Annotated in this window: 18 protein-coding genes; 8 read left to right on the plus strand and 10 right to left on the minus strand. The window is 70.8% G+C overall.

Annotation, left to right across the window (positions count from 1 at the left end):
* The first annotated feature begins 90 nt into the window (after positions 1 to 90).
* Positions 91 to 1587, plus strand: a complete 1497-nt coding sequence (locus KMW22_RS14695; protein ID WP_221090803.1) for a hypothetical protein — start codon at positions 91 to 93, stop codon at positions 1585 to 1587.
* A gap of 68 nt (positions 1588 to 1655) precedes the next feature.
* Here the strand turns inward: KMW22_RS14695 and KMW22_RS19410 are convergent, their stop codons facing one another.
* Positions 1656 to 2753: a LysM peptidoglycan-binding domain-containing protein gene (locus KMW22_RS19410; protein ID WP_328774717.1), complete on the minus strand. Its 1098-nt coding sequence runs from the start codon at positions 2751 to 2753 to the stop codon at positions 1656 to 1658.
* Between the two features lie 403 nt (positions 2754 to 3156).
* Between KMW22_RS19410 and KMW22_RS14705 the strand changes: the two genes are divergently transcribed.
* On the plus strand, positions 3157 to 4437 hold the full coding sequence (locus KMW22_RS14705; protein ID WP_221090805.1) for an MFS transporter: 1281 nt from the start codon (positions 3157 to 3159) through the stop codon (positions 4435 to 4437).
* A 47-nt stretch (positions 4438 to 4484) separates the two neighbouring features.
* Positions 4485 to 4646: a hypothetical protein gene (locus KMW22_RS14710; protein ID WP_221090806.1), complete on the plus strand. Its 162-nt coding sequence runs from the start codon at positions 4485 to 4487 to the stop codon at positions 4644 to 4646.
* A 357-nt stretch (positions 4647 to 5003) separates the two neighbouring features.
* On the opposite strand, the gene KMW22_RS14715 is transcribed toward KMW22_RS14710, so the two are convergent.
* Genes KMW22_RS14715 through KMW22_RS14725 form a run of 3 tightly spaced genes read right to left on the minus strand, consistent with a single transcriptional unit; the run spans position 5004 to position 8838 of the window.
* Entirely contained in the window at positions 5004 to 6749 is a 1746-nt protein-coding gene (locus KMW22_RS14715) for an SLC13 family permease (protein WP_221090807.1), read from the minus strand.
* A 27-nt stretch (positions 6750 to 6776) separates the two neighbouring features.
* Positions 6777 to 7877 carry a [LysW]-lysine hydrolase gene (locus KMW22_RS14720; RefSeq protein WP_221090808.1) on the minus strand — a complete coding sequence of 367 codons (1101 nt, stop codon included), beginning with the start codon at positions 7875 to 7877 and terminating at the stop codon, positions 6777 to 6779.
* Entirely contained in the window at positions 7867 to 8838 is a 972-nt protein-coding gene (locus tag KMW22_RS14725) for a hypothetical protein (RefSeq protein ID WP_221090809.1), read from the minus strand. The genes KMW22_RS14720 and KMW22_RS14725 overlap by 11 nt, the downstream gene beginning before the upstream one ends.
* A gap of 168 nt (positions 8839 to 9006) precedes the next feature.
* Here KMW22_RS14725 and KMW22_RS14730 point away from each other — a divergent pair, with 168 nt between their 5' ends.
* Positions 9007 to 9267, plus strand: coding sequence for a hypothetical protein (locus tag KMW22_RS14730; RefSeq protein ID WP_221090810.1), 261 nt, complete (start codon positions 9007 to 9009; stop codon positions 9265 to 9267).
* A gap of 97 nt (positions 9268 to 9364) precedes the next feature.
* The gene (locus tag KMW22_RS14735) at positions 9365 to 10870 is read left to right on the plus strand and encodes a YifB family Mg chelatase-like AAA ATPase (protein ID WP_221090811.1); all 1506 of its coding nucleotides are present in this window, start codon (positions 9365 to 9367) and stop codon (positions 10868 to 10870) included.
* 113 nt (positions 10871 to 10983) lie between these two features.
* On the opposite strand, the gene KMW22_RS14740 is transcribed toward KMW22_RS14735, so the two are convergent.
* From KMW22_RS14740 to KMW22_RS14760, 5 genes are all read right to left on the minus strand, one after another.
* Positions 10984 to 11280 (minus strand): Sec-independent protein translocase subunit TatA/TatB, encoded by a 297-nt coding sequence (locus KMW22_RS14740; RefSeq protein ID WP_221090812.1) that lies wholly within the window; start codon positions 11278 to 11280, stop codon positions 10984 to 10986.
* A 402-nt stretch (positions 11281 to 11682) separates the two neighbouring features.
* Entirely contained in the window at positions 11683 to 13620 is a 1938-nt protein-coding gene (locus tag KMW22_RS14745; RefSeq protein WP_221090813.1) for a serine/threonine-protein kinase, read from the minus strand.
* 12 nt (positions 13621 to 13632) lie between these two features.
* Positions 13633 to 14817: a DUF885 domain-containing protein gene (locus KMW22_RS14750; protein WP_221090814.1), complete on the minus strand. Its 1185-nt coding sequence runs from the start codon at positions 14815 to 14817 to the stop codon at positions 13633 to 13635.
* 103 nt (positions 14818 to 14920) lie between these two features.
* Entirely contained in the window at positions 14921 to 17068 is a 2148-nt protein-coding gene (glgX, locus tag KMW22_RS14755; RefSeq protein ID WP_235693000.1) for a glycogen debranching protein GlgX, read from the minus strand.
* 213 nt (positions 17069 to 17281) lie between these two features.
* Positions 17282 to 18346, minus strand: a complete 1065-nt coding sequence (locus tag KMW22_RS14760) for an aminopeptidase (protein WP_221090815.1) — start codon at positions 18344 to 18346, stop codon at positions 17282 to 17284.
* 54 nt (positions 18347 to 18400) lie between these two features.
* Between KMW22_RS14760 and KMW22_RS14765 the strand changes: the two genes are divergently transcribed.
* Both KMW22_RS14765 and KMW22_RS14770 read left to right on the plus strand, forming a co-directional pair.
* Positions 18401 to 18577: a hypothetical protein gene (locus KMW22_RS14765; protein WP_221090816.1), complete on the plus strand. Its 177-nt coding sequence runs from the start codon at positions 18401 to 18403 to the stop codon at positions 18575 to 18577.
* Between the two features lie 97 nt (positions 18578 to 18674).
* Positions 18675 to 20366 carry a long-chain fatty acid--CoA ligase gene (locus KMW22_RS14770; RefSeq protein WP_221090817.1) on the plus strand — a complete coding sequence of 564 codons (1692 nt, stop codon included), beginning with the start codon at positions 18675 to 18677 and terminating at the stop codon, positions 20364 to 20366.
* Between the two features lie 116 nt (positions 20367 to 20482).
* On the opposite strand, the gene KMW22_RS14775 is transcribed toward KMW22_RS14770, so the two are convergent.
* Positions 20483 to 21052 (minus strand): Uma2 family endonuclease, encoded by a 570-nt coding sequence (locus KMW22_RS14775; RefSeq protein ID WP_221090818.1) that lies wholly within the window; start codon positions 21050 to 21052, stop codon positions 20483 to 20485.
* A gap of 18 nt (positions 21053 to 21070) precedes the next feature.
* On the opposite strand from KMW22_RS14775, the gene KMW22_RS14780 reads away from it, so the two are divergent.
* On the plus strand, positions 21071 to 22081 hold the full coding sequence (locus tag KMW22_RS14780) for an alpha/beta hydrolase (protein ID WP_221090819.1): 1011 nt from the start codon (positions 21071 to 21073) through the stop codon (positions 22079 to 22081).
* Positions 22082 to 22156: the final 75 nt, after the last annotated feature.

Below are 22156 nucleotides of genomic sequence, written 5' to 3' on the forward strand. Positions count from 1 at the left end.
TATTTAGAGACCTTCTCCACCCAAAGGCGGATGCCCCGGGTCGCCATGAGGTGTTGACTCATATGAGTCTTTTACTCACAGGAGGTTCAGATGGTTCATGCTGCCGTCTCTGCCCTGCTGGCTGCCCTGCATACGCTGGCGCAGCTGGTGTGGCCACTTGTTCTTGCGCTGGGGGTGGGGCTGCTGGCCCTGCTGTTGCTGGCGCTGCTGGACCGCGAGCGGGCGCGCGCCGCGCTGGGCGCAGCGGTGGCGCGCGCGCCGCAGGCCGGCCGCTGGCTGCTGCTGGGGCTGGCCCTGGGCGCCGCGCTGCTGGCCACCACCCTCACCCGGCGCGCGGTGGACATGCGCCTCAGCACCCAGCAGGGCGCGCGCTACGCCCAGGCCACCGATCCCAGTGGCGGCGAAACGGTTCAGCCGGCGCCCGGGGCCACGCTGCTCGAAACGCGCACGTACACCCGCAGCCTCTCGCTGCCGCCGGATGTGGTGGCGCGCATAGGGGTGGGCGAAGAGTGGACGCGCCTGCTGCCCTACCTGGGCGACGCCCCCGGCAGCGTGCAGGACCTGCAAGAAGGCTTTACCCGGCGCGGCGACACCCTCACGTACTCCCGGGCCGTGACCCTGCTGACCGAGCGCCCCGTGGACCTGGACCGCGCCGCCGTGCAGGCCGACCTGAACTTCATGGACCCGGTCGCCGGGCGCGGCACATCCTACGGGGCAGCGTTTCAGGCCGCCTACCGCTTCAGCAATCCGCTGGACACGCCGGCCACCATGCGCTTTACCTTTCCCCTGCCGCAGGGCAGCGGCACCCTCAGCGGCTTTGCGCTGATGGTGAACGGCCAGACCCTGCGCCCCACCGATCTGGCAGACAGCACCACCTGGGAAGGTGAGGTGCCGGCCCGGGGCACCGTGGACGTGCGGGTGCGCTACCGCCACCAGGGCGCGCACGGCTGGAGGTACGTGCTCAGCCGCCGCGAGGCCCTGCGCGACTTTGACCTGACCCTGACCACCAACCGCGCGCCCAAGTTCCTGCGCCACGCCCTGCTGCCCACCGAGCAGACCCGCCGTCCCCTGGGCGGCACCTCGACCCTGCGCTGGCACCTGACCGACGTGATTACCGCGCAGGACGTGGCGCTGGTGTTCACCGGGGGCAGCCTGCGCGAGACGCTGCACAAGGTGCATCTGGCGCAGGCGGTGGCCCTGGGCGTGGTGACGCTGCTGGCCCTGCTGTGGGCCGCCAGCCGCCGCACCCTCTTACCACCGCTGGCGCTGGCCGGAGCGGTGCTGGCGCTGGGGGCCGGGTTCACTCTGGGCGGCGTGCTGACCGCGTACCTGCCCCCCCTGCCCGCCGAGGTGCTGGGCGCCCTGACCGGGCTGGCGCTGGCCCTGTGGCTGCTGCCCCCACCTCTGCGCCGCACCCTGCGGCTGCCCCTGGCGCTGGGCGCCGTCGCCCCGCTGGTCTTCCTGAGTGGTGGGCACGCTGGGCTGCTCCTCTCGGAGCTGGCGCTGCTGACCCTGCTGGCGCTGGGCTGGCCGGCGGCCGGGCGCCGTGGTGGCACCCCAGGCCTTGGCCGCCCAGGGCCCGCGTAGGAGTGCACCCCTCATTGCTGGGGCGCCGCGCCGCACCGTGGGCGAAGCGGCGTCCCCTCTCCCCTCCGTTACCGCCCGGCCAGTGGCCCGGCCAGGATGCGGCGGGCCAGCAGGTAGCGCGGGCCCCAGTAGCGGTCGGCGCGCAGGGTGTCCACGGTCACGCGGCCCTGGTAGCTGTTGGCGCTGACAAACTGGTCCTCGCCCAGATAGATGCCCACATGGGTCACCCGGCCCCGGCCCTCGGTGTCGAAGAACACGAGGTCGCCGGGCTGCAGCTCTTCGGGCGCCACCTCCTGCCCCGCGCGCGCCTGATCGGCACTGGTGCGCGGCAGCTGGTAGCCCAGCGGCGTGAACACCTGCAGCACGAAGCCGCTGCAATCGGTGCCGCGTGGGGTGGTCCCGCCGTACAGGTAAGGGGTATCCACCAGCGCCATCGCCGCCTGCCGCCAGTCGGTGGCCGGCAGGGCCGCCAGCGCGGCGCTCACGGGGGCTGGGGCGGGCGCCTGTCCCGCAGGCCGCCCCGGCTGCGGCATGGGGGTTCCTGGCTGCACCTGGGGCGTGCTGGGGGCCGGCGCCCCCGGCAGGAAGGGCGAGCCCTGTACCCCGTTCGCCGGGCGCGGCGCGGCAGGGGTGGGTGCAGGGCCCGGCACTGGTCCGGCCACGGGAGCCGCTGGCGCCACCTGAAGCTGGGCCCCGGGCGGCAGGGTCAGCACCTGCCCTGCGCGCAGCACCGCGCCGGCTGGCAGTGTGCTGGCGGCCAGCAGCGCGTCCACCGTAACGCCGTAACGCCGGGCCAGGGCATAGAGCGTTTCGCCGGGCTGCACGGTGTGGCTCAGGGTGGGGGCGGGCAGGCTCTGGACCTGCACCACTACGCCGGGTTGCGCCGGGCCTGCCCGCAGGGTCAGCACCTGCCCCACCTTCAGGGCCGGGGTGCTCAGGCCGTTCAGGGCCAGCAGGGCGTCCACGCTGAGGCCCGCACGGCGCGCGAGGCTGTAGGCGGTATCACCCGCCTGCACGGTGACAGTGGCCGCCGCACGCAGGTCCGTGGCGGGGGCAGACGCGGGCTGGGCCGCTGGAGGAAAAGAGGTCTGGGCGCCGACCACGCCAGACAGCAGCGCCCCGACCAGCAGGGCGCGCGCAGAAGCAGCTCGGAGGAAGTGGGTCACGGGTTCACTCGGCGGTTCAGGGAGCGGGGGGCAGGCAGCCAGAAGCCGCCATGAGGACAGCGTGAAGAAAACACCAGGGCTAGACCCGCGCACCGTAACACGCCCCCCTGGCCACTGCCAAGCCCGTGCCCCCAGCGGGGGCGCAGGGAAACCGGCCCAGCGCGGCTGCAGCGGTCGTGCGGCAAACACTACGGGTTCGCTGACCCGCCTTTCACTTGTGACACACGCCCCAGCCCTGGGCACCCCCAGGGCGCAGGCGCCTGCAGGGCCGTCCTGCCGGGTGGAACCCCGCTCACGGCGCGCGCTGGGCGCGGGCGTATGGTGGGCGCGTGATGCGCACGGCCCCTCCCCTTCCGGTCTTTCTGGCAGGCCCACTGGCCGCTCCCGCTCTGCCGGGTTCGCCATGACGCTGGCCTTCACCCGCTGGCGGCAGCGCACCTTCTCGGCGCTGCAGCACCCGGACTACCGGCGCTACTGGTTCTCGCAGCTGCTGTCGCTGGTGGGCTCGTGGATGCAGGCCACCGCGCAGCAATATCTGGTGCTGGAACTCTCGGGCGGCTCCAGCGCGGCTCTGGGCTGGGTGACGGTGGCGCAGTTCACGCCCACCCTGCTGCTGTCGCTGTTTGCAGGGGTCGTGATTGACCGGGTGTCCCGGCGCCGGGTGCTGCTGAGCACCCAGATCACGCTGCTGCTGACCGCGCTGGCGCTGGCGGTCACCACCCACCTGAATATGGTGACCCTGCCGCTGGTGCTGATGATTGCCTTTGTGGCGGGCGTGGCGAACGCCTTTGATATGCCTGCGCGCCAGAGCATGGTGGTGGACTTTGTGCCGCGCAGCGACGTGCCCAACGCGGTGGCCCTGAATAGCCTGTCGTTCAATGTGAGCCGCACCGTGGGGCAGGCGCTGTTCGGCGTGGTGGCGGCGCTGGGGGTCAGTGTGCTGGCCGGAGGCGACGCGGAGAACGTGGCGCGACTGGCCCTGCCCTTTTACCTGAACGTGGCGTCCTTTTTCGTGGTGCTGTACGTGCTGGCCACCCTGCCCTTTCCCGCACGGGAACAGGCCCGCCCCGCCAGCATGCTGGCCGACATTGGCGAGGGCCTGCGCTACGTGCGTGCCACCCCCACTGTGCGCCACGTCATGCTGCTGGTGGGCGCCCTGAGCCTGACCATCATCAACTTCAACGTGATCATTCCCTACTACGCCCGGGTGGTGTTCGGCGCGCGGGAAGCCACCTTCGGGGCGCTGTCGGCGGCGTTTGGGATTGGGGCGATGGCGGGGGCGCTGTGGCAGGCCAGCAAACCCAACCCGCTGCGCAACCTGCGCGTTGGCGCCCTGCTGCTGCTGGGCAGCGCGGCCCTGCTGGCGCTGACCCCAGGCCCCGCGCTGGCCTTTCCGGTGCTGGCTGCGTGCGGCTTTGGCATGCTGAGCCTGCTGGTGAGCGCCAACAGCACGGTGCAGCTGACCATTCCCGATGCCCTGCGCGGACGCGTGCTGAGCCTGTACTCCTTTGTGCTGGTGGGCATGGGCCCGCCCGGCGCCCTGATTGCCAGCACCCTGATCAGCCGGGACTGGGTGCTGGGACCGCGCTGGGGGCTGCTGGCCCTGGTGGCCCTGGGCGGCGCGGCCCTGCTGCTGCTGTGGACCCGCCTGCCGCGCACCCTGCCCACGCCCCAGAAACTCTGAACCCCGTGTAAGGAACGTGTTCAGGGGCACCCTGGTATCCTGCGGGCATGGCTTCAGACCGCACTCCTGACCAATCGCACGCGCGCATGACCTGGGCGCTGATCGTGATTGCCCTGGGCGCGATCATCGGGATTGGCACCACCGCCGCGCTGCTGGCCCGCAAGGACCGCCCCCTGCCCGACGACCCCGACGCCCCGCTGTTCATCTGATCACAGGCGCCAGCACCGGCACCCCCACCGCGCGCCGGGGGTGCCGGTTGCTGTTGAGACAGGCAGGGTGAGGGCTGTCGCTCGCTGCGCTAGGCGGTGAATAGACTTGGCTCTTTAAACAGGCCAGGACCTGTGGGGCCCCTTTCTAGAGCAACAGCAGAACGGGTCCTGCATTCAACCCCATCCCTCAGCACCCCGCTTTCTGCACACGGCGCCTGTCGCCGCCTGCGCCTTTCAGTGCTCGCTCTCTCCGAACTCCACGAGAGGAAAGCCTTGGCCTGGGAGGAGGCTCAGCCACCACCTCCTCGGCCAGGCTGTGACCCAGCCCAGACCGCGACCGGCCTCTCCTCTTCCCCTTTAGAACGGCCAGACGCGGGGGATGATCAGCAGGGACATCACAAACGACACAGCGGTCAGGCCCGATCCCACCCGCACAAAGTCGGCAAAGGTGTAGCGCCCCGGGCCGTACACCAGCAGGCATGAGGGCTCCAGGGGCGTGATAAACGAGTTGCTGGCCGCCACCGTGATGCCAATGATGAAGGGGCGGGGATCGTAGCCCAGGGCCTTGGCGGTGCCAATGGCCAGGGGGAGCATCACCAGCGCCGCTGCCTGATTGCTCATGGGCTGGGTCAGCGCCACAGTGACCAGAAACAGCGCCGCCAGCAACCCGTAAGGCCCCAGCGGTTCCAGCACCCCCGACAGGGCCCCGGTGAGCACCTGGGCCGCGCCGCTGCTTTCAAAGGCGCTGCCAAAGGCCAGCATGCAGGCCACCAGCACGATCACCGGCCATTCCACCGCGCTGTAGGCTTCTTCGGGCGAGAGCAGGCGCAGCGCCAGACTGAGGGCCACGGCCACCACCACCGCCACGGCTAGCGGCACCACCCCCAGGCCGCCCAGCACCACCGCGCCGCCAAAGAGCAGCAGGGCCAGCGGCGCCCGTTTCAGGTCTCGGGCATGCTCCGTCACGTCGCCCAGCACGGCCAGATGTTCACCCAGGGCGCCCAGTCGTTCGGGGCTGCCCTGCACCAGCAGCACGTCGCCCACCTGCACCCGCAGGCCCGCCAGCCGCTCGGTGGTGCGGGCGCGGCGGTGCAGGGCCAGCACCGAAACCCCGTAGCGTTCCCGGAAGCGCGCCTCCTTGAGGGTGCGGCCCAGCAGGGATGAGCCCGGCATGACCACCGCCTCGACCAGCCGCGCGCCCCCGGGGTCGGTGGCCTGCAGTTTCTGTTCGCTCTTGCTGACCACGCCCAGGGTGCTTTTGCCCGCCAGAATGCGCTCGGTGTGGCCCTCGACGGTCAGGGTATCGCCTTCTTGCACCTGAAACTCCGGGCCTGGGGCGTACAGCGTGTCCTGTCCCCGGCGCACGGCCACCACCGTCAGGCCGTGGTCGCGGCCCAGGCCGGATTCGCGCAGGGTCTGCCCGGCCAGGGTGCTGCCCGGTACCACGGTCAGGTCGGCCAGGTAGGCGCGCAGGCGGTCTTCCAGGCCCGCCTCACGCGTGGGCAGCAGGCGGGGCGCTATGAACAGCAGGTACAGCAGCCCCACCACCGCCACCGGCACGCCCACCCAGGCCAGCTCGAAAAAGCCCAGCGCCCGCTCTCCGGTGGCGGGCAGGGCCCCCGACACCACGAGGTTGGTGCTGGTGCCGATCACGGTGATCGTCCCCCCCAGGATGCTGGCGTAGGCCAGCGGCATGAGCACGCGGCTGACGGGCAGGCCTGCCCGGCGGGCCATCCCCGAAACCACCGGCAGGAACACGGCGGTGGTGGCGGTATTGCTGGTAAACGCGCTGACCCCCGCCACGGTCCCCAGCAGCGCGCGCACGGTGCCGGAGGCGTTGTGTGAGCGCCGCACCAGCGCCGCGCCGATCCATTCGATGACCCCGGCGCGTAGCAACACCCGCGTGAGGATAAACAGCGACACCAGCGTGAGCACGGTGTCGCTGCCAAAGCCAGCAAAGGCGGCCTTGGGCGTAATCAGCCCCAGCACCAGCAGCGCCGAGAGCAGACCCAGGGCCGTGACATCCACCGGGAGCCACTCGGTGGCAAACAGAACCAGCGCCGCCACGAACAGCAGCAGAATCAACAGGACGGGCTCAGGCATCGCCCGGCATGATGCCGGGTGGACCGGTCAGACCAAATGAACGCCGGATGACCCCGCCTTGGGAGCCGCGCCCGCCGCCATTTGGCCCAGCGCCGCCGTGAGCACCGCCACGGCGCGGTCATACTCTGCAAGGTCCAGGTGCTCATTGGGGGTGTGGTCCAGGGCGCTGTCGCCCGGGCCGTAGGCCAGCGTGGGCACCGGCCAGTGCGGGGCCACCACGTTCATATCGCTGGTGCCGGTCTTGACCTTGAACACGGGTGTGCCCCCCTGCGCGCGGATCGCCACGCGCAGGGCGCGGGTCAGGGCGTTGTCTTTGGGGTGGCGCACGGCGGCTTCGTGGCCCACGAAGGTCAGGGTCACGGTGTCCAGGTCGGCCAGTACTTCGCGGAGGGCGGCCTCGGCCGCCTGTGGGGCTACGGCAGGCGGCAGGCGCAGGCCGAAGGTGCCTGCCGCCCGCTGGGTCAGGCCGTCGGTGCTGGCCTGCAGGTCCTGCACCGTGGCCTGCACCCCGCCGAACACGGCGCCCGGCTCGCCCGCCTGCGCCGCCCAGGCCCGCACCCGAAACCACGCCTCGGTCAGGTCATCGCCGGCGCTGCGGCCCTCGCCCGCCGTGTGGAAGTTCGGGCAGGTGGCCTGGGCCTTCACCACCAGCCGCCCCTTGTACCCCAGCGTCAGGCCTTCCCAGCCGCTGGGCTCGCCAATCAGCACGAGGTCCGGCTGCCAGCCGCGCGCGGCGTGGTGGGCACCCCGGCTGCTGGGGGCCTCTTCCTCGGTGGCGCCAATCACCACGAAGCGCGCCCCAGAAAGGGCGGTCTCGGACAGGGCCGCCACCGCCGCCATAAAGGCGCACAGCGGCCCCTTGGCGTCCACGGCGCCGCGCCCGTACAGCACCCCCTCTTCCTCGCGCACTGGAATGTCGCCCGGCACGGTGTCCATATGGCCCAGCAGCAGCACGGTCAGGGGGCCGTGGCCGCGCACGCCCACCGCGTTGCCCGCCTCATCGATGTGGGCCTCAAATCCGCGCGCCGCCATCCAGCCCTGGAAGTAGGCCGCCACCTCGGCTTCCTGCCCGGAGACCGAGGGAATGGCGACGGCGCCGCGCAGCAACTCGCGCGCTTCAGTCCACATCGAGAAGCCCGGCCCCCTCCACCGAGGCGCGCGCCAGCGCCACCAGCAGCCGCGCGAGGTCGGCCAGGGCCATCACCGCAATGGTGCCCACGCCGCCCGCCAGCAGGGTCCACAGCCCAGCCAGCGGCTCGCCGCCCTGAAACTGGAAAAAGGCCAGGGCCAGCGCGCCCACAAACAGCACCGCGCCCAGCAGGCGCAGGCGCCCGCTCAGCCCGGCCACGCCATCGGCCTGCCGGGCCAGGGTGGCCGCCGCGCCCGCCGACCCGCGCAGGGACAACCCAGCGGCCGGCGCGGCGGGGGCCGAGGTCGGAACCTCTGGGCGCGTCTCGGGCCGTGAGGGGCTGAAGCCCGAGGACGAAATCACCACCGGGCTGGGCGCGGGGCGCTCGGGCTGGGGCGCGGCCGGCACCGGGTCGGGCCGGGTGACAGCGGGCGCCGCCTCGGGCACGGCCACACGCGGCGCGGCGGCCGAACGGGCCTCTTCCTGCCGCTCGGGGCTGGCCTGAATGACCGTGCGCTCGGGCGGGGCCGGGGTGGGCGCGGGGCGCACCGTGGGAGAAGGGGCCGCCGGGGCCGGCGCGGGGCTGGGCGCCGGGGCAAAGGTTTTGGCCGTGCCCGTCTGGGGCAGCGGCGAACTGGGCTGCTCCTTGGCGCGGGCGGTGGCGTCACGCACCTGCCCGAAAAACTGCTGCACGGTCGCCGGGTCAAAGCCCAGCAGGCTGGCGGTCAGGGCGGTGCCGGCCGGCGTTTCCACCCGCAGGGTGCCTTCCTGGTCACTGTGAATGCGTGTCAGGTCGCGCAAGGTCACGCGCCGGGTGCCGCCGCTGTCCTGGTACAGCAGGGTCTGGGCGGTCAGGGCAAACAGGGCGTCGTCGCGCTCCAGCGCCGCCAGGGGGGTTTCATTCATACCGGTGGCCTGCAGGGCCTGCACGGCTCGCTCACTCGGGGCACGCTGGGTCATGGGTCCTCCTCTTCGACCCGCCCAGCATACCCGCCGCTGCGGGCCGCGCCCAGAGCGCCTGAACCTCTGGTGAACGTTCGGCCAGGGGGCTGGGGCGGGCCCCAGGCCTAAAGAGAAGACGATCTGCCCTCTCACCCCCGGGCCGCGCCGCGCGCTTCACACTGCCCTATGACAGGCGACAACCGGTACGGCGACGCCCCCCTGGGCAAGAGCGTGGAAGAGATCGAGCAGGAGGGCGGCAACCTGATCAATGATCCCCGCCCCGGCGAGGCCCGGCGCGACGACGACCTCGCCGGGGTGGTGCCGGCCGTGGTGAACGGCACCACCAGCGCCGTGCCCGCCGTGGTGCGCCCCGGCGCCCTGGTCGAAGGTGGCAGCGGCCCCAATGACGGCCGCACCCGCGAGGGCCGCGACAGCAGCGAGGAATAGGACAGGCTGAGGGCGGCGCGCAAGTGCGGCAACGCTGATCACGCCCCCCTGCTAGCTTGCCCGGTGTGACCGTTCTCACCCTTCCGAGGCCCGCCTGATGCTGGCCCGCGCCCGCAGTGTGGCCCTAATTGGGGTGGATGCCGTCCCCGTGGAGGTCGAGGTGGATGTCTCGCCGGGCCTGCCCGCCTTCACGGTGGTGGGCCTCCCCGACCAGGCAGTCAGCGAGGCGCGCGAGCGGGTGCGGGCGGCGGTGCGTAATGCCGGGCTGCCGTTCCCGGCGGCGCGCATTACGGTGAACCTCGCCCCGGCCGATCTGCGTAAGGAAGGCCCGCTGTACGACCTGCCCATTGCCCTGGGTCTGCTGGCCGCCCAGGACCTGCTACCCCAGGCCGCGCTGGCCGGCACCCTGATCGCGGGCGAACTGGCGCTGGACGGCAGCCTGCGGCCCATTACCGGGGCCGTGAATCTGGCGCTGCTGGCCGCCAACCAGCAGGCCGAGGTGCTGCTGCCCGAAGGCAACGCCCCCGAGGCCGCCCTGATTGATGGCCTGCGGGTGTACGGCGCGCGCCACCTGGGCGACGCCGTGCGCCATTTCAGTGGCGAGGCCCCGCTGAACCTGACCCTGCCGCCCACGCCGCAGCGCACGGACACCGACCTGCTGGATCTGGCCGACCTGAAGGGACAGGCGGGGGCCCGCCGGGCGCTGGAAATCGCGGTGGCGGGCGGGCACAACCTGCTACTGGTGGGCTCGCCGGGCAGTGGCAAGACCATGCTGGCCCGCCGCGCCCCGGGGCTGCTCCCGCCCCTCACCCGCGCCGAGGCCCTGGAGGTCACCCGCATCCATTCGGCTGCTGGCCTGCTGGGCACCCGGGGGCAGCTGAACCTGAATCCGCCCTACCGCGCGCCCCATCACACGGTGTCCGACGCCGGCCTGATCGGCGGGGGCAGCGTGCCGCGCCCAGGTGAAGTGAGCCTAGCCCACCGGGGTGTCCTGTTCTTGGATGAATTCCCCGAATTCTCGCGCAAGGCGCTGGAAACTTTAAGGCAACCTCTAGAGGACGGCCACGTCACCATTAGCCGGGCGCGGGCCAGTGTGCAGTACCCAGCGCGCTTTCAACTGATTGGGGCCATGAACCCCTGCCCCTGCGGCCACCACGGCGACCCGGAAAAGGCCTGCGCCTGCACCCCCGCCGAACGGACCCGCTACGCCGCGCGCCTGAGTGGGCCGCTGCTGGACCGTCTGGACCTGCTGGTGCGCGTGCCCCGCCTGACGGTGGACGAACTGACCCGCGCGCCGGAACCCGAGCCCTCGGCCGCTGTGCGCGCCCGGGTGCAGGCCGCCCGCGAGCGCATGCAGGCGCGCCAGGGCGCCCGCAACGCCGACCTGAACGGACAGGCACTGCGGCAGGCCGCCCCGCTGGGCAGCGGCCCCGAGGCCTTTGCCCGCGCCGCTGCCCGGCAACTGGGCCTGACCGGGCGCGGCTTTGACCGGGTGCTGCGGGTGGCGCGCACCGTGGCCGATCTGGCCGGCAGTGACGACATCCGCGAAGCCCACCTGGCCGAGGCAGTGACGTACCGCCCACGCGATCTGGCGACCGGGTAAAAGGGCGTCCAGCGCGCGCAGTGATCGGCCACCTTGGCCTTCTCCCACCGTCGGAACTCGGGGCGCAACAAGAAGGGCCCCTCTGGACCGTGAGGGGCCCTTTGACAGCCGCTTTAACGGTGTTCGGGTTGGCTGGGTGCGGGCGCCGTGGGGGCCGCCACGCTCTGGGCCGAGACGGGGGCGGCGGGCTCCGGCGCGGCAACAGCGGCCGGGGCGATAGTCTGGGCAGGGCGGGCCGGGGTATCGCGCAGGCTGCCCTCAAAGTCGTCTTTGAGACTCTGGGTGCTGCGGCGGAATTCGCGCAGGCCGGCACCCAGGCTCTTGCCCAGTTCCGGCAGCTTGCGCGGCCCGAACACCACCAGGGCCACCAGAAGAATCACGATCAGTTCAGCAGGTCCAATGTTGGGCATGGGGGCGTCTCCTTGAGAGGGGGGCCGCAACGCGGCGAAGTGGCCCCAGTGTAGGCCCACCAGGAAAGGCAATTGTCAGCGCTGTGTGAAAGCCGGGTGGGAAGAGGAGGGGGCCGGAGGAGAAGGGGGAGCGCCCCCTCCAGTGCTCGCCCCGGAGTCAAGCCGGGCGAGGGGGCCGGAGGAGTACCCCCCGAATCTTTTCCCCGAACGTGCTGGGGCAAGCGGCGTATCGACGGGCCATATGCGTCACAGCGGCACTTTTTGCAGCCCCGGAGAATTCAAAAGACCCTCGTCCGTTTTTCAACAGAGCTGGACTGCGCACTTCCTGTGGTGAGCGGCCTGAGCTGATCGAGCCACTCCGGCCGCTCACCACCTTGAACCTCCTGATCCACCCTCCTTCCGTCAGCTGCCCGGGACGCGGTAGGCACGCAGGACGCCGTTCATAAACGCCACATAGAGACTGCTGTCGGCGGCCAGAGGCGTGGCCTGCACGCCAGCGACCTCGCGGTGGGTCCAGCGGGGCTGGCCGGTGCGCAGGTCCAGCGCGCACAGCTGCCCTTCTTCCGAGGCCAGGAACACGAGTTCGGCGCTGATCACCGGGCTGGCGGTCACGCGGCCACCCAGGCGGTGGGTCCACAGGTCCTCACCGTCGGTCAGGCGCAGGGCGCGCACCTCGCCGCCCCAGCCGGCCAGCACCGCCACGCCCCCCGGCAGCGAGCCGCTGAGGGCCGGGGACGCCCAGACCTCATCTTCCAGGTCGTAGGTCCACAGCGTGGGTTCGGGGGCCAGGGCGGCGCGGCCACTGGCGGCACTCAGGGCCAGGGCGTGCACCTCGCCTTCCCAGGTGGCCACGACCAGGGTGGCCTCAGCGTCGCCCAGCGGCAGCAGCGCGGGGGTGCCGTGAACCGTGCCCACCTCGACTTTCCAGAGGGCGTGCCCACTGCGGGCGTCCAGGGCGTGCAGCCAGCCGCTTTCGTCACAGATCAGGGCGGCCCCGGCCCACAGCACGGGGCTGGCGGCCACCGGGCCCCCGGTGCGGTAGGCCCAGCGCAGTTCGCCTGTGCGGGCGTCCAGGGCGTACAGGTGGCCGTCGCGGCTGCTGGCCAGCACCTGCCCGCCCCACAGGGTGGGGGCGCCCGTGAATTCGGCGCGGGCCTGGTGCTGCCACAGCTGCGCGCCGCTCAGCAGGTTCACGCGGCGCAGGGTGCCGTCCCAGGCGCCGAACAGCACGTGGCCGTCCTGAAAGGTGGCGGGGGCCGTCACCTCATCGCGCGCGGCGTAGGTGGCAAAGGGGCGGCCTGAGGTGTGGGTCAGCACCAGTTGCCCGCCGCGTGTGCCCACCGCCACCAGATCCCCCTCGCCCATCACGGCGGCCGGCCACGTGACCTCGCCGGGCAGCGAGACGCTCCAGGCTTCGCGCAGGCCGGCCACCTGCGCGGGGCCGTCGGGGTGCTCGCCGCTGCGGGCGCGCCCGCCCCGGTACTGCCCGCGCGCGTGGGCCCGCCACACGTCGCGCCGCGCCAGCGCCCACAGGTGGGCCAGGGCCTCGCCGCTGTCCGGGCGCTCGGCAGCCTTTTTGGCCAGCAGCCGCAGCAGCACGCGCGCCACGGCGTCGGGCACCGCCGGGTTCAGGTCGCGGGGATCGGGTGGGGCCTCGTACACATGCTGGTAGAGCACGCTCTGATCGCTGTCACCCACAAAGGGCGGACTGCCGCAGGCCACGCGGTAGAGCACCGCCCCTAGGGCGTACAGATCGCTGTGCGGGCCCACGCCCACGCCGCGCGCCTGTTCCGGGGCCATGTAGGCGGGCGTGCCCAGGGTCACCCCGCTCCGCGTGAGGTGCCGGGTCTGTTCCGTGAGCGCCACCAGCCCGAAATCCATGATGCGCGGCCACCCCGCCTCGTCCAGCAGGATGTTGCCGGGGGTCAGGTCGCGGTGGGTGATGCCCTGCTCGTGAATAAAGTGCAGGGCGCGCGCACTGAAGGCGGCGGCCGTGAGAAAACGTGCCAGCGGCGCCGGGGCGTCTTCCAGGGGCCCCAGCGCCGTCACCGGTCCGCCGGTCATCAGCGGCATGGTGAAAAAGGGCCGCCCCCCATCCTGCTCGGTGCCCAGGTCCAGCACCGGCACCACGCCGGGGTGGGTCAGGCGGGCCAGAGTGCGCACCTCGCGCAGAAAGCGCTCGCGGTCAGAGGGTGGGACGTGGGCGTGCTGCACCTTCACGGCCACCTCGCGCGAGAGCAGGGTGTCGTGCGCGCGGAACACGCGGGCGCTGCCGCCCTCGCCCAGCAGGGTCAGCAGGTCGTAGCGCCCCGCAAGCTGTGAACCGGTGTCCAGCGGCATGTGAGAGAGAGTTTAGCCCCCCGCCGCCCCCAGGGCCCGCAGCCCGCCCGGCGTCAGGGGTTCGCGCAGCAGCCGCCCGTAGGCCTCGGGGCCCCCGGCGTCCAGCACGGCGCGCACCAAATCACCCCCCACCGAATACGTGAAGATGTACGCCCGGAAGGTGGGCTGCGAGATAAAGCGCAGGCTCTGGCGGGCGCGGGCCTCGCTGGCTGGGGCGTAGGTCTGCAGGAAGTCCAGGACCTCCGCCTCGCTCTGGCCATCAGCGTGCAGGCGCATGGCCGCCTCGCCGCTCACGCCGCGCAGGCCCTCACGGGCGCGCGAGGCCGCCAGGAAGGCGCGCACGTCGTCCGCGTCCAGCCCGGCCACGGCGGCGAGGTCGCCGGTCAGCCACCCTTCCACTTCCTCGCGGGTCATCACCGCGCGCAGGGCGTTGACCGCAATGCCCTCCGAGACCACGCATTCCGGCGCGTTGATGAGCTGAATGTGGTGCTCGTGCCAGCCCCGGCCACGGGCAAGTTCCGCTTCCTTGGTGGCGTGCTCGGTGTGGTGGCCGGGGTAGCCCTCGTGGGCCAGCAGGTCCGGCAACCCGGGCAGCAGCACCGGCAGGTCGGTGTTGATGTCAATGCGGCTTTTCAGGTTGCCCAGCGGCCAGTTGTAGCCGCTCCAGGGCTTGTCCTGCACCAGCCCGATGCTGAAGTCCTCGCCGTCCGGCAGGCCGTAGCGGGCGGCCACCCGCGCGCGCAGTTCATCCAGAATGGGCGCCGAGACGCGCAGGATGTCGTCTTTGGGCACCGCCACACGCGCGCGCAGGGCTTCGTCACGCTCCAGCAGGGTCCCTGACCCGGGCAGGGCCTCGTCCAGCTGCGAGAGCGCCGCGCGCAGCTCGGCTTCCTCGGCGCGGCGCGGCTCGATGTCGTACAGGCCCTGCACCTCTTCGGCATAAGACAGGGCCTCGCCGCTCAGCATCCGGGCCAGGGTGTGCATGGCGCGCACCTGGGCTTGCAGCCACGTGCGCCGCGTCTCGTCGGGCTCGGCCGCCGCGCTGGACAGCAGGTCGGCGGCCTCGTCGCGCAGGGCTTCGGGGGCGCGGCGCTCACGCACGGCCCATTCAGCGGGCCCGCCGTAGCCGTCAATAAACCCCTCGGAATGCACGTCCAGGGCGTGGGCCAGCCGAATGTAACGCTCTGCAATATCCATGCCCGGCAGGATAGTGCGGCGGGGCGGAAAGAAGCCGTTGGCACCCTGCCGCAACAAAGAAGGGGCCGGGGCTCCTGTGCACCCCGGCCCCGATGGTGGCGGTTTAGCCTTCCTGCGTCTGGGCGCAGCGGTAGAGCTTGACGCTGCGCGAGGCGAGGCTGGTTTCGCTGCCCGCCGCCGCCTGCCCGCCGGCGTGGTCGTCGGTGGTGTCCAGCAGCAGCTCCCAGGTCTGGCAGCCGCCCAGGTTCGGCAGGCGGAACGGCAGGTCCACGTGTGAGGCATTCAGCAGCAGCAGCAGGTGGTCGTCCACCAGGGGCCGCCCGCGCTCGTCGGTGTCGTCCAGGCCGCCGCCGTCGAGGAAGATCCCCATGCTCTGGGTGTGGGGGTTGCTCCAGTCCTCGTCGGTCATTTCCTGGCCGTCAAAGCGCAGCCACACGAGGTCGCGGATGTCCTCGCCACGAATATTGCGCCCCGAGAAGAACTTGCGGCGGTGCAGCGCGGGGTGCGCCTTGCGCAGGGCGATGACCTTCTTGGTAAAGGCCAGCAGGTCCTCGTCCAGCGCGTTCCAGTTGTACCAGCTGATCTCGTTGTCCTGGCAGTAGGCGTTGTTGTTGCCGCCCTGGGTGCGTCCGAACTCGTCGCCTCCCAGCAACATCGGCGTGCCCTGCCCCAGCAGCAGCGTGGCCAGGAAGTTGCGCTGCTGGCGCGCGCGCAGGGCGTTGACGGCCGGGTCATCCGTTTCGCCTTCCACCCCGCAGTTCCAGGTGATGTTGTGGTTGTGGCCGTCGTTGTTGCCCTCGCCGTTGGCCTCGTTGTGCTTCTGCTCGTAGGTCACGGTGTCGCGCAGCGTAAAGCCGTCGTGGGCGGTCACGAAGTTGATGCTGGCGTAGGGCTTGCGGCCATTGAACTGGTAGAGGTCCGAAGAGCCGGTCAGGCGGTAGCCAATTTCGCTGGCCAGGCCACCGTCACCCTTCCAGAAGGCGCGCATGTCGTCGCGGTAGATGCCGTTCCACTCGGCCCAGTTCACCGGGAAGTTGCCCACCTGATAGCCGCCCTCCCCCACGTCCCAGGGCTCGGCAATCAGCTTCACCTGCGAAATGACCGGGTCCTGGTGGATGATGGTGAAGAAGCCCGACAGCTGGTCCACCTCGTGCAGGCCGCGCGCCAGCGTGGAGGCGAGGTCAAACCGGAAGCCGTCCACGTGCATATCGCTGACCCAGTAGCGCAGCGAGTCCATGATCAGCTGCAGCGTCTGCGGGTGGCGCACGTTCAGGCTGTTGCCGGTGCCAGTGTAGTCGAAGTAGAAGCGGGGATCATCGGCCACCAGCCGGTAGTAGGTGGGGTTGTCAATGCCCTTGAACGACAGGGTGGGCCCCAGGTGGTTGCCCTCGGCGGTGTGGTTGTACACCACGTCCAGAATGACTTCGATGCCGGCCTCGTGCAGCGCGCGCACCATCGCCTTGAACTCGTCCACGGCGCCGGCCGGGTTGCCTTTCTTGGCCTCGGCGGAGTAGCGCACGTCTGGGGCAAAAAAGGCCAGGGTGGAATAGCCCCAGTAGTTCGTCAGGCCCTTGTCCAGCAGGAAGGGGTCGTCCACATGCTGGTGCACCGGCATGAATTCAATGGCCGTGATGCCCAGCTCTTTCAGGTAGGTCAGGATCGGCTCGGTGGCCACGCCCGCGTAGGTGCCGCGCAGCTCTTCGGGCACGCCAGGGTGGGTCATGGTGAGGCCCTTGACGTGCGCCTCGTAAATTACCGACTGGTGAAAAGGTACGTTCGGCCGCTCGTCGCCCTGCCAGTCAAAGGACTTGGGGTTGGTCACGATGCCCAGGGGCGCGCCGCGCTGCTCGTCCTGTTGCATCACCGAGTCGTCTTCGCCCAGCACGTAGCCGAACACGCCCCGGTCAAACTGTTCGGTGCCGTCCAGCGCCCGGGCGTAGGGGTCCAGCAGCACCACGTTGGGGTTGAAGCGCAGGCCCTTTTCAGGGGCATATTCGCCGTGCACCCGGTAGCCGTAGCGCTGCCCCGGGCCCACGCCGGGCAGGTAGGCGTGCCACACAAAGGCCGTCTGCTCACGGACGGGCACGCGGGTTTCCTGGCCCTGCTCGTCGAACAGGCACAGTTCAATGCCGCTGGCATTCTCGGAATACAGCGCGAAATTGGTGCCCTTGCCGTCCCAGGTGGCCCCCAGTGGAAAGGGGCGGCCAGGGCGCATGGGCACAGGGGTCGGGGGAGCGGTCAGGGTGGTCATGGAACAAGGACTCCTTGGTTGCAGGCCAGCGGGGAGGGGAAGATGAATGGGCTGCGCCGGGGTGGCGGGCCGCCACGCGCAATGCTGGAAACGCTACCAGATGGGCCGCACTGGACTCCAGCCAGTCGCACAAACCCAAGCGACGGTCAAGGAACTTCTCACCCGCCTCATGGCCGCAGGGCAGGGCATGTGAAGGCGGTGAGAATTCTGGGGTCAGCCCCCCCGCAGGCAGGCGGCGCGCTCGGGTTGGGGGCGGGCGCCGCAGGCCCGCGCGGCGGTGATAAAGGCGCCCATATCCCCACTCACCCGCGCCAGGAGCGCCTGGAAGTCCGGCACCAGGACGGCGTAGGCGGCCACCGCTCCCAGCGAGGCGTTGTTGATGCCCCGGGCAAAAAAAGCGTCGTAGCCCGCGTAGCCACCCCAGCTGGCCTTCAGGGCGGCGTAGCGGGTCTGCACGCCCTGCAGCACCTCGGCCTTGCGGGTGCGGCGCTCACCCTCGGTCAGGCCGCTCTGGGCGTACAGGGCCTCTAGCCTCGCGCGGGCGTCCAGCAACAGGGCTTCAAAGTCGGTGTGCCGGGTCTGGGCCAGCCGGTCGGCCTCGCGCAGGGCGGGGGTGCCGTGGGCAGCCAGCCAGCGCCGCATCCCTTCCTCTTCCACAGCGGTGGCATACGACTCGTTAAAGACGGTGTCGCCCGCCACGTACACGCTGGGGTGCGAAAGTTCATGGATGACTGTGCGAATCAGGGTGGCGTCCGGGTACAGCAGCATGGTGGAGAGCAGCGGGTCTTTCAGGTAGCCCAGGGTGGAATAGGCGCTCACCCCGCCCACCACCACGTCGCGCCCGGCCGCGCGTCGCTGCGCGGCGTCTGCCTGGGCCTGCGCCTCGTTGAAATAACCCCGGTAGGCCACGCAGCCAGCCACCGGAAAGCAGCTGGTGTCCAGCGCCACGCTGAATTCGGGCGCTGAAAACACGTTCCAGACCACAGAGGGGCGCCCCACATCCACGTAGGTGCGGAAGCTGCCGTGGTCCGGCAGGCCCAGGCCCCCCTGGTCAGGCGGCGCCACCGCAAAAGCGCGCACCTGGGCGGCCAGATTCAGTTTGCGCCGGGTCTCTGTGCTCAGGGCGGGGTCCTGGCGGGCTTCGTCCAGCGGGCGGGCGCGGCGCAGCAGGTCCAGCTGGCCGCCCGCCGCCTGCGCCAGATACTTCACCTCGGCGCAGCTGGTCAGGCCCAGGGCGCCCAGCAGGGCCAGGGCAGGGGCACGCAGCGTACGGATCATGGCCCGCAGTGTACGGCGCTTGATCTGCCCCCCGGCTGCCCGGCACACTGACCCATGCTGACCCGGCTTCAGACGTGGTGGCGCCGCCTGCTGGGGCGCCCGGCCCTGCCCAGCCCCGCTTCGCCCAAAGGTGGGGACGACCCAGGCGGCGCCGGGGTACTGGTGCCTGCCGGCCCCCGCCCACGCCGGGACGGCGCGCAGGCCCAGCCCCCGGCCGAATCGCGGCCCTGAAGATTTCCTTATACTCCCCGCATTCACCCCAGCGGGCCGCGCCCTGGTCACGGCGACCAGGGGCTTTAGGGCGGCCCGCGCCCCACAAGGAGACCCCATGCAAGGCACCATGATGGATGTTCAGCTGACCGTGCCCACCATTCTGGAGCGCATCCGCACCCAGTACGCCAGCCGCGAGGTGGTGAGCCTGCTGGTGGCGGGCCGCGACGAGGCCGGCAATCCCCTGCCCCACACCCACCGCACCACCTACGGGCAGGTGGCCGAGCGCGCCCGGCGTCTGGCCGGCGGCCTGCTGGGTCTGGGGCTGCACAAAGGCGACCGTGTGGCCACGCTGGCCGTGAACTCCTTCCGGCACCTGGAAGCCTATCTGGGCGTGCCCAGCGCGGGGCTGGTGCTGCACACGGTAAACATCCGCCTGCACCCCGAGCAGATTGCCTGGATCATCAACCACGCCGAAGACCGCGTGCTGCTGATTGAAAACGTGTTTGCCGCGATGATTCCGGCCATCAAGGCGGCCTGCCCCACGCTGGAGCACATCTTTGTGCTGGGGCCCACCCCGCAGCCCATTCCCCTGCCCGGCGTGCAGGACTACGACACCTTCGTGATGGGCAGCCCCGCCCTGGACCAGTACCCGGAGCTGGATGAACGCGACCCCGCTGCCATGTGCTACACCAGCGGCACCACCGGCAACCCCAAGGGCGTGGTCTACACCCACCGCTCCACGCTGCTGCACTCCATTGTCAGCGCCCCCAAGGACGCCCTGAACGTGGGCGAGCAGGACAGCGTGCTGCCGATTGTGCCCATGTTCCACGTGAATGCCTGGGGCCTGCCCTACACCTGCGCGATGTACGGCGCCAAGCAGGTGTACGCCGGGGTCTTCAGCGACGGGCGCACGGTAGCCCGGCTGCTGCAGGACGAAGAGGTGACCATCACGGCGGGCGTGCCCACCATCTGGATGGGGCTGCTGGCCGAACTGGACCGCGCGGCGGCGGCGGGCGAGCCCTACCGCCTGACCGGCCTGGAGCGGCTGGTGGTGGGCGGCTCGGCGGCGCCCGAAGCCATGATCCGCGCCTTTGAGCGCCACGGCCTGACCATGCTGCAGGCCTGGGGCATGACCGAAACGCACCCCCTGGGCACCGCCAGCGGCGTGCCGGTGGGCGTACAGGCGCAGAGCGACGAGGGCTTTACCCTGCGCGCCAAGCAGGGCCGCGCGGTGCCCCTGATCGAACTGGGCCTGATTGACGACGACGGCCAGCCGCTGCCGCACGACGGCAAGACCATGGGCCGCCTGATCATCCGGGGCCCCTGGGTGGCCAGCAGCTACTTCAAGGGCGAGGGCCAGAGCAACTTCTTTGAACTGGGCGGCCAGGGGTGGTTCGACACGGGCGACATTGCCACCCTCGACGAGCGCGGCTACATGCACATCCAGGACCGCGCCAAGGATCTGATCAAGAGCGGCGGCGAGTGGATCAGCTCGGTGGATCTGGAAAACGCGATCATGGCGCACCCGGCGGTCGCGCAGTGCGCGGTGATCGCCATGGACGATCCCAAGTGGGACGAGCGCCCGCTGGCCGTGGTGGTGCCCCGCGAGGGCCAGAGCGTGTCGCACGAGGACATCCGCGACTTCCTGGCACCCAAATTTGCCCGCTGGTGGCTGCCCGACGCCACCGTGACGGCCACGAACATTCCCATTGGCGCCACCGGCAAGTTCCTGAAACGCGAACTGCGCGAGCAGTACCGGGGCTACGGACAGGCGCAGGGCGTGAGCACCCCCGAAGCGCGGGAGTAAGCAGAGCAGATTAAGCGCGTGCCCACCGTTGAAAGTGGGCACGCACTTTTTGGTGTCTCTCTTCTGGACGGTTGCTGAGATCCATCCCACAGCATTTTTCCCAGCGTGCCCCCAGGTTAGCGGGACGGCAGCACGCCGGCATACATCTCGTCCAGAGAAAGCGTCATGTTCAGGCAGGGCAGCTCGATCTCGCCTTCTCCGGCCAGTTCGCGCAGCGGCCACTGGTCGCCTGCGCGGCGGTAGGCATAGACCCGGCGCTCGCTCTGTTCCACGATCAGATACATCTGGAGGCTGGGCAGAGCGGTGTACAGGCCAAATTTGCCCACCCGGTCATGGCTGACCGTACTGGCCGACAGCACCTCAATCAGCAGGCACGGCGCCGTTTTATACCCGGTGTTCCGGTCATCTGGGTCACAGACCACCATCACATCGGGGTAAAAGAAGGTGGACGCCCCTGCCAGGGCCAGCTTCATGTCCGACTGATACAACCGGCAGCCTGCGCGCCGGGCACTGGCGTGCAGCGCGGCGGTCAGGTTGGTGCAGATCAGCACGTGGGCCTCGCTGGCCCCAGCCTGGGCGTGCAGCGGATAGACAAAACCGCCCACGTACTCGCGCTTGAACGGGCTGTGCTCCTCGCTGCGCAGGTACGCTTCAACGCTCATGGCTTTGAAGGCGGGGTCGCTCATGCCCCTAGAATCCCCCTCATGGCGGTTTCGGTACAGGGACAGAACGTGAGTTTTACGCCCCCGGCGGGCGCGGCCGGGCTGATCGGCGACATGACGGACTGGCGCAAGCGCGAGCCTCTGCCCGTGATTGGTGGGGAGCCCATTACCTTGCGGCTGCCGCGCGGCGCCTGGGTGGAGTACGCGTGGGTGGACGCGGCGGGCGAGCCCTTTGCCGACCCGGACAATCCGCACAAGTCCCTGAACCCCTGGTGGCCGTACCCCCGGGCGGCCGTGGTGGGCGCCTACGCCCGCCATCCGCTGTGGCTGGCCCCCGAAGCGCGCTTGAAAGGCACCGCCCACCGCCTGACCTGGGAGGGCGGCGTGTTTCCCGGAACGCGGCGGGCCATTGTCTACACCCCGCACGGCCACCAGCCGGGCACCGCGCTGCCGCTGTACTACGTGCAGGACGGCGTGGCCTTTTACCGCACCGGCAAGCTGGGCGACCTGATGGACCGCGCGGCCGAAGCCGGGCTGATGCCGCCCGCCGCCTTCGTGTTCGTAGAGCCCGGCGACCGCAACGAGGAGTATTACCTTAACCCCCGGTACCTGGACTTCCTGACCACCGAGGTGATGCCCCGGGTGGAGGGCGAACTGGTCACCCCCTCGGTGCGGGGCCTGTGGGGTGCCAGCTTGGGCGGCCTGACCAGCCTGTTTCTGGGCGCGGCGCACCCGGAGCTGTTCTCGCGCGTGGCCAGCCACAGCGGCGCGTTCATCGCCCGGCCCGGGGCCACCCGTGACGGCGGAATTGACACGGTGGGCGCCGGGGAGTGGCTGCTGGAGCGGCTGCGCCAGACCCCGCCCAGCCACCTCACGGTCAGCCTGGACACGGGGGTGCTGGAGTGGCTGACCGGCCCCAACCGCCGCATGGCCGGCCTGCTGGCCGAGGCCGGCGTGACCCACCAGTACCGCGAATACCCCAGCGGCCACAACTGGGTGACGTGGCGCGAGGCCCTGCCCGAAGCGCTGCTGTTTTTGCAGGGCGCGGGCTAAGGGCAGGGCTCTCCTCATCCCCTGGCGGCCCGGACGCGGCATCATGCGCGCACCACATGCAAGTATTCCGCGTTC

The sequence above is a fragment of the Deinococcus aquaedulcis genome, assembly GCF_019693445.1.
In the GTDB taxonomy this organism is placed as follows: domain Bacteria; phylum Deinococcota; class Deinococci; order Deinococcales; family Deinococcaceae; genus Deinococcus; species Deinococcus aquaedulcis.

Excerpts from the sequence above, each read along its gene's own strand:
- KMW22_RS14775 (WP_221090818.1), bottom strand. The coding sequence starts at position 21,052 with ATGAGCGACCCCGCCTTCAAAGCCATGAGCGTTGAAGCGTACCTGCGC.
- KMW22_RS14730 (WP_221090810.1), top strand. The coding sequence starts at position 9,007 with ATGACAGGCGACAACCGGTACGGCGACGCCCCCCTGGGCAAGAGCGTG.
- KMW22_RS14750 (WP_221090814.1), bottom strand. The coding sequence starts at position 14,817 with ATGGATATTGCAGAGCGTTACATTCGGCTGGCCCACGCCCTGGACGTG.
- KMW22_RS14745 (WP_221090813.1), bottom strand. The coding sequence starts at position 13,620 with ATGCCGCTGGACACCGGTTCACAGCTTGCGGGGCGCTACGACCTGCTG.
- KMW22_RS14735 (WP_221090811.1), top strand. The coding sequence starts at position 9,365 with ATGCTGGCCCGCGCCCGCAGTGTGGCCCTAATTGGGGTGGATGCCGTC.
- KMW22_RS14740 (WP_221090812.1), bottom strand. The coding sequence starts at position 11,280 with ATGCCCAACATTGGACCTGCTGAACTGATCGTGATTCTTCTGGTGGCC.
- KMW22_RS14720 (WP_221090808.1), bottom strand. The coding sequence starts at position 7,877 with ATGTGGACTGAAGCGCGCGAGTTGCTGCGCGGCGCCGTCGCCATTCCC.
- KMW22_RS14760 (WP_221090815.1), bottom strand. The coding sequence starts at position 18,346 with ATGATCCGTACGCTGCGTGCCCCTGCCCTGGCCCTGCTGGGCGCCCTG.
- KMW22_RS14765 (WP_221090816.1), top strand. The coding sequence starts at position 18,401 with ATGCTGACCCGGCTTCAGACGTGGTGGCGCCGCCTGCTGGGGCGCCCG.
- glgX (WP_235693000.1), bottom strand. The coding sequence starts at position 17,068 with ATGACCACCCTGACCGCTCCCCCGACCCCTGTGCCCATGCGCCCTGGC.
- KMW22_RS14695 (WP_221090803.1), top strand. The coding sequence starts at position 91 with ATGGTTCATGCTGCCGTCTCTGCCCTGCTGGCTGCCCTGCATACGCTG.
- KMW22_RS14705 (WP_221090805.1), top strand. The coding sequence starts at position 3,157 with ATGACGCTGGCCTTCACCCGCTGGCGGCAGCGCACCTTCTCGGCGCTG.
- KMW22_RS14780 (WP_221090819.1), top strand. The coding sequence starts at position 21,071 with ATGGCGGTTTCGGTACAGGGACAGAACGTGAGTTTTACGCCCCCGGCG.
- KMW22_RS14770 (WP_221090817.1), top strand. The coding sequence starts at position 18,675 with ATGCAAGGCACCATGATGGATGTTCAGCTGACCGTGCCCACCATTCTG.
- KMW22_RS14710 (WP_221090806.1), top strand. The coding sequence starts at position 4,485 with ATGGCTTCAGACCGCACTCCTGACCAATCGCACGCGCGCATGACCTGG.
- KMW22_RS14725 (WP_221090809.1), bottom strand. The coding sequence starts at position 8,838 with ATGACCCAGCGTGCCCCGAGTGAGCGAGCCGTGCAGGCCCTGCAGGCC.
- KMW22_RS14715 (WP_221090807.1), bottom strand. The coding sequence starts at position 6,749 with ATGCCTGAGCCCGTCCTGTTGATTCTGCTGCTGTTCGTGGCGGCGCTG.